Source organism: Sulfuricurvum sp., from assembly GCF_023250475.1.
In the GTDB taxonomy this organism is placed as follows: Bacteria; Campylobacterota; Campylobacteria; order Campylobacterales; family Sulfurimonadaceae; genus Sulfuricurvum.
This window is the reverse complement of sequence record NZ_JAHFAQ010000107.1, coordinates 1-7568: the sequence shown is the minus strand read 5'-3', so window position 1 is coordinate 7568 and position 7568 is coordinate 1. Positions and strand designations below refer to the sequence as shown.

General features: G+C 45.1%; 11 protein-coding genes. 3 read left to right on the top strand and 8 right to left on the bottom strand.

Going from position 1 to position 7568, the window contains the following annotated elements:
* Positions 1–152: 152 nt before the first annotated feature.
* The 5 genes from Q0C19_RS09590 to Q0C19_RS09570 all read right to left on the bottom strand — a co-directional run bounded on the left by Q0C19_RS09590 (position 153) and on the right by Q0C19_RS09570 (position 3183).
* Positions 153–524: a hypothetical protein gene (locus tag Q0C19_RS09590; RefSeq protein WP_295055456.1), complete on the bottom strand. Its 372-nt coding sequence runs from the start codon at positions 522–524 to the stop codon at positions 153–155.
* A gap of 5 nt (positions 525–529) precedes the next feature.
* Positions 530–943, bottom strand: coding sequence for a nucleoside-diphosphate kinase (gene ndk / locus Q0C19_RS09585; RefSeq protein WP_295055454.1), 414 nt, complete (start codon positions 941–943; stop codon positions 530–532).
* 185 nt (positions 944–1128) lie between these two features.
* Positions 1129–1413: a 4Fe-4S dicluster domain-containing protein gene (locus Q0C19_RS09580; RefSeq protein ID WP_295011127.1), complete on the bottom strand. Its 285-nt coding sequence runs from the start codon at positions 1411–1413 to the stop codon at positions 1129–1131.
* Positions 1414–1526: 113 nt separating this feature from the next.
* Positions 1527–2684 (bottom strand): methionine adenosyltransferase, encoded by a 1158-nt coding sequence (metK, locus tag Q0C19_RS09575; RefSeq protein WP_295055452.1) that lies wholly within the window; start codon positions 2682–2684, stop codon positions 1527–1529.
* 43 nt (positions 2685–2727) lie between these two features.
* Entirely contained in the window at positions 2728–3183 is a 456-nt protein-coding gene (locus Q0C19_RS09570; protein WP_295055450.1) for a phosphoribosyltransferase family protein, read from the bottom strand.
* Positions 3184–3313: 130 nt separating this feature from the next.
* Between Q0C19_RS09570 and der the strand changes: the two genes are divergently transcribed.
* Positions 3314–4843 carry a ribosome biogenesis GTPase Der gene (gene der / locus Q0C19_RS09565; RefSeq protein WP_295055448.1) on the top strand — a complete coding sequence of 510 codons (1530 nt, stop codon included), beginning with the start codon at positions 3314–3316 and terminating at the stop codon, positions 4841–4843.
* A gap of 31 nt (positions 4844–4874) precedes the next feature.
* On the opposite strand, the gene Q0C19_RS09560 is transcribed toward der, so the two are convergent.
* The 3 genes from Q0C19_RS09560 to raiA are packed head-to-tail and all read right to left on the bottom strand — an operon-like array spanning position 4875 to position 6160.
* Complete coding sequence (locus Q0C19_RS09560; protein ID WP_295055446.1) at positions 4875–5321, bottom strand: CopD family protein; 447 nt, start codon at positions 5319–5321, stop codon at positions 4875–4877.
* 56 nt (positions 5322–5377) lie between these two features.
* Positions 5378–5809, bottom strand: a complete 432-nt coding sequence (trxC, locus tag Q0C19_RS09555; RefSeq protein WP_295055444.1) for a thioredoxin TrxC — start codon at positions 5807–5809, stop codon at positions 5378–5380.
* Between the two features lie 18 nt (positions 5810–5827).
* Entirely contained in the window at positions 5828–6160 is a 333-nt protein-coding gene (gene raiA / locus Q0C19_RS09550; protein WP_295055442.1) for a ribosome-associated translation inhibitor RaiA, read from the bottom strand.
* Positions 6161–6265: 105 nt separating this feature from the next.
* On the opposite strand from raiA, the gene trpS reads away from it, so the two are divergent.
* Together trpS and Q0C19_RS09540 are read left to right on the top strand one after the other, a co-directional pair.
* The gene (gene trpS / locus Q0C19_RS09545; RefSeq protein ID WP_295055440.1) at positions 6266–7231 is read left to right on the top strand and encodes a tryptophan--tRNA ligase; all 966 of its coding nucleotides are present in this window, start codon (positions 6266–6268) and stop codon (positions 7229–7231) included.
* 11 nt (positions 7232–7242) lie between these two features.
* Positions 7243–7568 (top strand): SIS domain-containing protein (locus Q0C19_RS09540; RefSeq protein WP_295055438.1); only part of this gene is annotated, 326 nt, incomplete at its 3' end.

The following is a 7568-nucleotide window of genomic DNA, read 5'->3' as shown; positions in this document are numbered from 1 at the left end:
TTTTGCGGCGCGAGAATGACTCACTCTTCTTTTAGGTACTGCCATCTTTTATAGTCCTTTCTTGTTTAGTTTAAACACCGAGGGAATACATCCCCTCGGTTACGCTAACGCTGAGTTTCCTTCGGCGGGATGCCCGGCGCACTTGCGAAAATTTAGAATTCTCGATCTAACGAGGTTCCTTCGCAGTTTTTGCAACAAAAATAGTCGCTTTTGATCAATTCGATTTCCGCTTTGAGAAGCTCTTCCGAATCAATCATTGATCGATCGATTTCGACGACATCCAACTCTTCGTCGTTGCCCTCGTATATTCCATCGCTTAGGTAAAAAGTGATCTCTTCATTCAAAGATTTTTCTACTTCTTCGGCACAGATATCGCAGGGAATCGAAATACTCCCTGTAATTGTACCGTTTAATTGGGCTAGATTGCTTTTTTTCAGGATTAAATCACCCGAAAAAAAGGCATTGTCACTATTTACCTCAAAATGAAGCGGCTGTGATCCCAATTTTTTAAATGCTATTTTCATGGTACTTACGAAATTTCGCGCCCTGAAAAGAAAAATGCGATTTCAATTGCCGCATTTTCAGCAGAGTCACTTCCGTGAACCGCATTAGCATCGATATTTTCAGCGAAATCAGCACGGATAGTTCCCGCTGCCGCTTCTTTAGGGTTGGTTGCACCCATCAAATCACGGTTTTTAAGGATAGCGTTTTCACCCTCAAGAACAGTAATAACGACTGGTCCGCTTACCATGAAATCAACGAGATCGTTGAAGAAAGGGCGTGCAGCGTGTACTGAGTAAAACGCTTCTGCGTCTTGACGAGAGAGTTGAACTTTTTTCATAGCCGCGATTTTTAAACCGTTACTTTCGAAACGATCTAAAATTTTTCCGATGACACCTTTTGCTACGGCGTCAGGCTTGATGATTGACAACGTTTGTTCCATCAATGCTCCTGTTTTGTGTGTATAAAATAGAGGCGGATTATAGCGAAACAATAATTTAAGTAATATTAAAGATGGAAGAAGAGTAAAAGAAGGTAGAAAATGATCTTTCGAAACAGCAGGTTTTAGCGCCTTTGCGGTGAATGCAGCCAAAGGAATTTTCTCCCTTTGGCGTTTGAAATTAGTGGTTAGTTAACGACGTTTGCTTTAGAAGAACGCATCTCTGCAGTAACATCATCACGGTGAGCCGGGCTAGCACCGATTTCATCCCAAGTGATACAACCCTCAGTAGGGCAGGCCGTTGCACACGCTGGCTCGTCATGGTGACCGACACACTCAACACATTTGTCACCGTAAACGTAATAAACTTCTTCACCCGTCGGGTTATCGTCCTCGTCGACGATCGCTTCTACAGGACACTCGTCGATGCAAGCGCCGCAGTTAATACAGGTATCATTAATGACTACTGCCATAGGGTTCTCCTTGGTTGATAAATATGTGGTAACTATAACAGAAGAATTTTAAACCCACCTAAAAAATAAGGCGGGCGAATGAAGATTATGGAGGAGTGTTACAGAAGCGTAGTTTAGAGTCCTAAATAGGATTTGATTGCGTCAACCTTGTCAGTTTTTTCCCATGTAAATTCGGGAAGTTCACGTCCGAAATGACCATATGCCGCTGTTTTTCGATAAATAGGGCGCAGCAAATCCAGAGATTCGATAATCCCTTTTGGCGTCAGATTGAAAAGCTCTTTGACGCAGTTCTCCAACTTTTCTTCTGGGACAACGGCGGTTCCGTGTGCATTGATCATGATAGAGATCGGTTGAACAACACCGATTGCGTACGATACTTGAATCGTAGCCCGCTCACATGCGCCGGATGCGACAAGATTTTTGGCAACGTAGCGAGCGGCATAAGCAGCTGAGCGATCTACTTTGGTCGGATCTTTTCCGCTGAATGCACCTCCGCCGTGAGGGCAGGCTCCGCCGTAGGTATCGACGATAATTTTACGCCCCGTTAGACCCGCATCCCCTTGCGGGCCGCCGATGACAAATTTGCCTGTCGGATTAATGTGGTAGATAATGTTCGGAGACATAAGCTCTGCGGGGATAATGTGTTTGATGACTTCTGCAATAACATCGGCGTGGAGTTTTTCTTGCGAAATTTCCGGGGCGTGTTGGGTAGAGATAACAACTGTTTCGACAGAGACCGGTTTGTCATCGACATAACGGACGCTTACCTGAGTCTTCCCGTCGGGTCGTAGATAAGGGATAATTCCCTCTTTGCGTACTTGCGCTAAACGTTCCGCCAAACGGTGGGAGAGATAGATCGGCAACGGCATTAAAACATCGGTTTCACGGCATGCGTAGCCGAACATTAGCCCCTGATCTCCCGCTCCGATCTCACCGTTCTCCTGATCGACTCCCTGATTGATGTCGGGAGACTGCTCGCCGATACCGTTGAGTACGGCACATGAGCGATAGTCAAAACCATACGTTGCGTCGGTGTATCCGATTTCACGGACGACTTGACGGGCAATCTCCTGCATCGGAGCGTAGGCGGTGGTTTTAAGCTCACCGGCAATAACACAAAAACCGTTGGATACAAGAGTCTCACACGCTACGCGCGCTTTGGGATCATGTTCAATAATATAATCCAAAATTGCATCGCTGATTTGATCGGCCATTTTATCGGGATGTCCCTCGGTAACCGATTCGGAAGTAAAAATATACTCTTTTGGCATAAAAATCCTTGGGTAAAATTTCAAAATTTTGTAGTTGAGCGGATTATAGCAAATTGGTTTTTAAGAAATCTCTTTCCCAAAAAAAGTCAATCCAATCCGTAGCTTCGTGTAAGAAAAAGTCCGGCTGTACGAGGGCAGTCGGCTTTGTGAAGAGGGTGGCGATTTTAAATTCGCAATCCGGATAGTTTGAACGCAAAAGGGGGATAAGGTGCATCAGGGTTTGTCCGCTGTCAACTATATCATCGACGACGAGAACCCGCGTTGACGCCGAGAGGTCGCATTGACCTAAAATAGTCACTTGGGGGCGTTGGGCTTCGCCGTCGTAGCTCTCTACCCGGATGCTTTGCAGATTACGGGTATCCTGTGCCATAGCGAGCGCATGGGCAAGTGTCATTCCTCCCCGCGCAACAGCGAGAATCGTGTCCGCTTGGAACGGTTCGCATCGTTCTCTTAGACTTTGGACATCAGTACAAAATTGTTTATAATCATAGTATATCATTGTTGCAATCATATCATAAGGGCATATACGCTATAATAAAATATCAATTAAAGCGCAGCACTTAATACTGCAATGAAAGCGCAGCCGGTCGGGGTCACCATCCCGAATAGGCATAAATATTAGGAAGTCTATGAAAAAATTAGCGATTATCGGTCGTCCGAATGTCGGCAAAAGTTCCCTCTTTAACCGTTTGCTCAAACAACGTGATGCGATCACGTCAGAGCAAGCGGGAACAACGCGTGACGTTAAAAAACGGGTTGCCGTCGTAGTGGATAAAGAGGTCGAAATTCTCGATACTGGCGGATTGGATGAGGGGTGTGAACTCTTCGACCGGATCAAAGAAAAATCTCTCAAAGCGGCACATGAAGCGGACATTATTCTCTTTATGGTGGACGGTAAAAGTCTTCCCGAAGAGGACGACAAAAAGCTTTTTTATGAGCTTGAATCGATGGGAAAAGCGATTGCTTTGGTTGTCAACAAAATCGACAATGACAAGATGCAAGAGAAGCTTTGGGAATATTATGAGTTTGGGACAGAGCGTATTTTCGGTATTTCCGTTTCCCATAACCGTTCGGTTCTTCCGCTTCTAAACTGGATTGCGTCTGAACTCCCTGAATCTGCTATTGTTAAACCTGAAGTCGAAACTGCAGAAGAGGATGAGATGGACGGATTTGATGCGGCATTAAAAGCCTCTTCGGATGATGAAGAGTTCGATGAAGATGAGGACGATGGGTTCTTTATTCCCGAAGAGGATGATGCAGAAGAGGAAACGTCGATAGAAGCCCTCGAAGAGGCATATCGCGGAATCGTCAAAGAGTACGAAGCGGGTGATGTCAACCAAATGAAAGTAGCAATCATCGGTCGTGTCAACGTCGGAAAAAGTTCATTGCTTAACGCATTGCTCGGAGAAGACCGCTCGGTGGTCAGTTCCGTTGCAGGGACAACTATCGACCCGATCGATGAAATGGTGGAGTATCAGGATAAAAAGATTACCTTTATCGATACCGCAGGGATTCGTAAGCGGGGTAAAATTCTCGGGATTGAAAAATACGCCCTCATGCGTACCGAAGAGATGTTAGAGACGGCGGATATTGCCCTTCTTGTTTTGGATGCATCCCAACCGTTTATGGATTTGGATGAGAAGATCGCGGGGTTCGTCGATAAAAACCGACTTGCGTGTTTGATCGTTCTCAATAAATGGGATTTGGCACCGAAAGAAGATTACGAAAAAATTATGACAGAAGTACGCGACCGATTTAAATTTTTGAGCTATGCACCGATCATCACGATTTCAGCACAGAGCAAACAGCGTGTACACAAAATCTTTGATATGCTCCTTAAAATCAATGAGAACTATTCACAGCGTATCTCTACCGGTAAACTCAACGAGGTTATCCAAACAGCAATGCGCAAACATATCTTACCGAGTATCAACGGCATGAATATCCGTCTTTACTTTGCAACGCAGTACGATATCCGTCCGCCGCGTATCGCACTGATTATGAACAAGCCGCAGGGGCTCCATTTCAGTTACCGCCGATATTTGACGAATCAGTTACGAGAGCAGTTTGATTTCGAGGGGACTCCGGTACTCTTTAAAGCGAAAGCGAAAAATACGAATCGAAGACCGAAACCGCATAAAACTCGGTCGATGTGGTAAAAGAGAGCAAAAGCCTCCTGGCTTTTGGCTTTTAAAACGGTTTAACGATGACGAGAGCAACAATTCCGATGAGTAAGAGTGTCGGTACTTCATTATAGATACGAAAAAACTTCCCGCTTTTATAGGCTGTATTCTCTTTGAGTTTGAGACGATAATATCCGAGTGTGAAAAAATAAGCGGTTAAAATAGCTACGAGAGTTAGTTTCGCGTGCATCCATCCCCCCATTTGAAAGACATTGATTCCGTTGTAGTGCTGTGTAGACATAATTATCAAGGCTATTCCTGAGAGCAATGTCGCCCAAAATGCCGGAACACCGATATATTTATAAATCTTCATCTCCATCACTTTGACGACGTCGATAAATCCCTGATTGGTACCGTTTTCAACATGGTAGACAAAGAGACGGGGAAGATAAAAAAGTACCGCAAACCACGACACCATTGAAATAATATGAAACCAAAGCATCCAGCTGTACATGTGTTCTGTCCTGTTGTGTTAAATGAAACGGTAGGGTAGCAAAAAAAGATTAATAACTACAGGTGCTTTTTGACCCAAGCAATAATCTGGGGAGCCGGTAAAGCACCGCTGAATTGATCAATGATGCGGTTGTTTCTAAACGCAATAACGGTCGGGATGGATCGGATACCGAAACGTCCACCCAAATGCTGCTGCTCTTCCGTGTTGATTTTAATGAACTGCGCTTTGAGAGCAAAGTGCCGTGCCGCCTCTTCAAATGAGGGAGCCATACTCTTGCACGGGCCGCACCACGGTGCCCAAAAATCGGCAATTATCAAGCGCTCGTCATTAAGCATCAGCCGGTCAAAAGAAGAAGGATCTATAGAGATGGGTTTGGTATCGAGGAGAGAATCTTTGCAGTGGCCGCATACGGCTTTTACGTAAGAATCCTTAATCGGGATAGCATTGATCCCCCCGCAATGGGGGCATACAATATTGATTTTATTCATACGAACCTCGATTTTGGGTTAAGCTTCTTCCACAACTTCAATCTCACGAAGTGAGGTGGCATGGTGATCTTTTACTTTGTCGTGAAGACGGCGGAGGGCTTTGTTGGCACGTTCGATCGCCATATCGATCGCAGTATCGATATCTTCATCGACGTCGGAGATAACGACAGGTTGTGCGTGGGCAATGTGCATGTCAAATTCGACGCCGACCCCTTTTTTCTCTTTGGTGATCATCACATTAACCGTGGTGATATCAAGATGGTAGCGTTTGAAATTTTCAATAGCGGTCGCAATATGATCATTTAGGTGTTGGGTAAGTTTAATCTCTTTAGAGCGAATTTGGACATTCATGGTGAATCCTTTTGACTTGAACTGTCAAAAAATATAGCATATCTTTTCTTAAGAGGAAGCTTAAGAGACTCTGCGGTAAAATATTCTCTATTCAAGGAGATAATTTTGAGAGTATTAACCGGAATTCAACCATCAGGCGATTTACATATCGGAAACTATTTCGGTTCGATCAAAGCGATGATCGAATCACAAAACGATCATGAGGTATTTGCGTTTATCGCCAATTATCATGCTATGAGTTCCCTCAGCGACGGCGAACGGTTATCGAAGCTTACCATGCAGGCGGCAACCGACTTTTTAGCACTGGGGATGGACCCGAAAAAAAGTACCTTTTGGGTGCAGTCGGATGTCAAAGAGGTTCTTGAACTCTATTGGGTTCTGTCCGGATTTACCCCGATGGGGCTTCTGGAGCGGGCACACAGCTATAAAGATAAAGTGGCCAAAGGGATTGCCAGCAATCACAGCCTTTTTTCCTACCCCGTCTTGATGGCGGCCGATATTTTACTTTTTGGTTCACAAGTAGTACCTGTCGGGAAAGATCAGATTCAGCATGTTGAGATTGCCCGCGATATCGCCGTGAAATTCAACAATCAATACGGTGATATATTCGTATTGCCGGAGTTTCGTGTCGATGAGAACGTTGCTACCGTTCCGGGGATCGACGGACAGAAGATGTCGAAAAGTTACGGCAATACGATCCCGATTTTCAGTGAAGAGAAGATTCAATCAAAAATTATTAAAAAGATCGTGACCGAAGCGGTACCGATGGAAGAGCCAAAAGAGTATGAAAACTGTAATGTCTATAACATTGCCAAACTCTTTTTGGATTATGAAGAGTGTGCCGCATTGCAAGAGCGCTATACAAAATGGGGAGAAGGGCATGGTCATTTCAAACTCTATACCCATGATGTGATTTGGGAATACTTCCGTCCCTACCGAGAGCGTCGAGAATATTTTGAATCGCATCAGGACGAAGTGCGGGAACTTTTGAACCTCGGTGCAGCAAAAGCGAGTGCCGCGGCAAGTGAAATTATCGAAAAAGTACGCTCCGTTACGGGAATACGGTACTAAAAGGAAAAAAAATGGAACGTTATATTCGAGCGCAGATTGCCGATTCAGCGGCAACCAAGCAGGCAATTTTAGAAAATCAGGGATTAATCGATGTCATTATGACTGTGGCGAAAACCTGTGTTGATGTTTATCGGAACGGCAAAAAGACGATGCTCGCCGGAAACGGCGGTTCGGCTGCCGATGCACAGCATATTGCGGCAGAACTCGTAGGGCGCTACGGATTTGACCGTCCCTCTATCCCTTCGCTTGCCCTTACAACCGACACTTCGAGTCTCACCGCCATCGGGAACGATTACGGGTATGACAAAGTGTTCTCCCGCCAACTCGAGGGGATGGC

Excerpts from the sequence above, each read along its gene's own strand:
- ndk (WP_295055454.1), bottom strand. The coding sequence starts at position 943 with ATGGAACAAACGTTGTCAATCATCAAGCCTGACGCCGTAGCAAAAGGT.
- Q0C19_RS09580 (WP_295011127.1), bottom strand. The coding sequence starts at position 1,413 with ATGGCAGTAGTCATTAATGATACCTGTATTAACTGCGGCGCTTGCATC.
- metK (WP_295055452.1), bottom strand. The coding sequence starts at position 2,684 with ATGCCAAAAGAGTATATTTTTACTTCCGAATCGGTTACCGAGGGACAT.
- raiA (WP_295055442.1), bottom strand. The coding sequence starts at position 6,160 with ATGAATGTCCAAATTCGCTCTAAAGAGATTAAACTTACCCAACACCTA.
- der (WP_295055448.1), top strand. The coding sequence starts at position 3,314 with ATGAAAAAATTAGCGATTATCGGTCGTCCGAATGTCGGCAAAAGTTCC.
- Q0C19_RS09570 (WP_295055450.1), bottom strand. The coding sequence starts at position 3,183 with ATGATATACTATGATTATAAACAATTTTGTACTGATGTCCAAAGTCTA.
- Q0C19_RS09560 (WP_295055446.1), bottom strand. The coding sequence starts at position 5,321 with ATGTACAGCTGGATGCTTTGGTTTCATATTATTTCAATGGTGTCGTGG.
- trxC (WP_295055444.1), bottom strand. The coding sequence starts at position 5,809 with ATGAATAAAATCAATATTGTATGCCCCCATTGCGGGGGGATCAATGCT.
- Q0C19_RS09590 (WP_295055456.1), bottom strand. The coding sequence starts at position 524 with ATGAAAATAGCATTTAAAAAATTGGGATCACAGCCGCTTCATTTTGAG.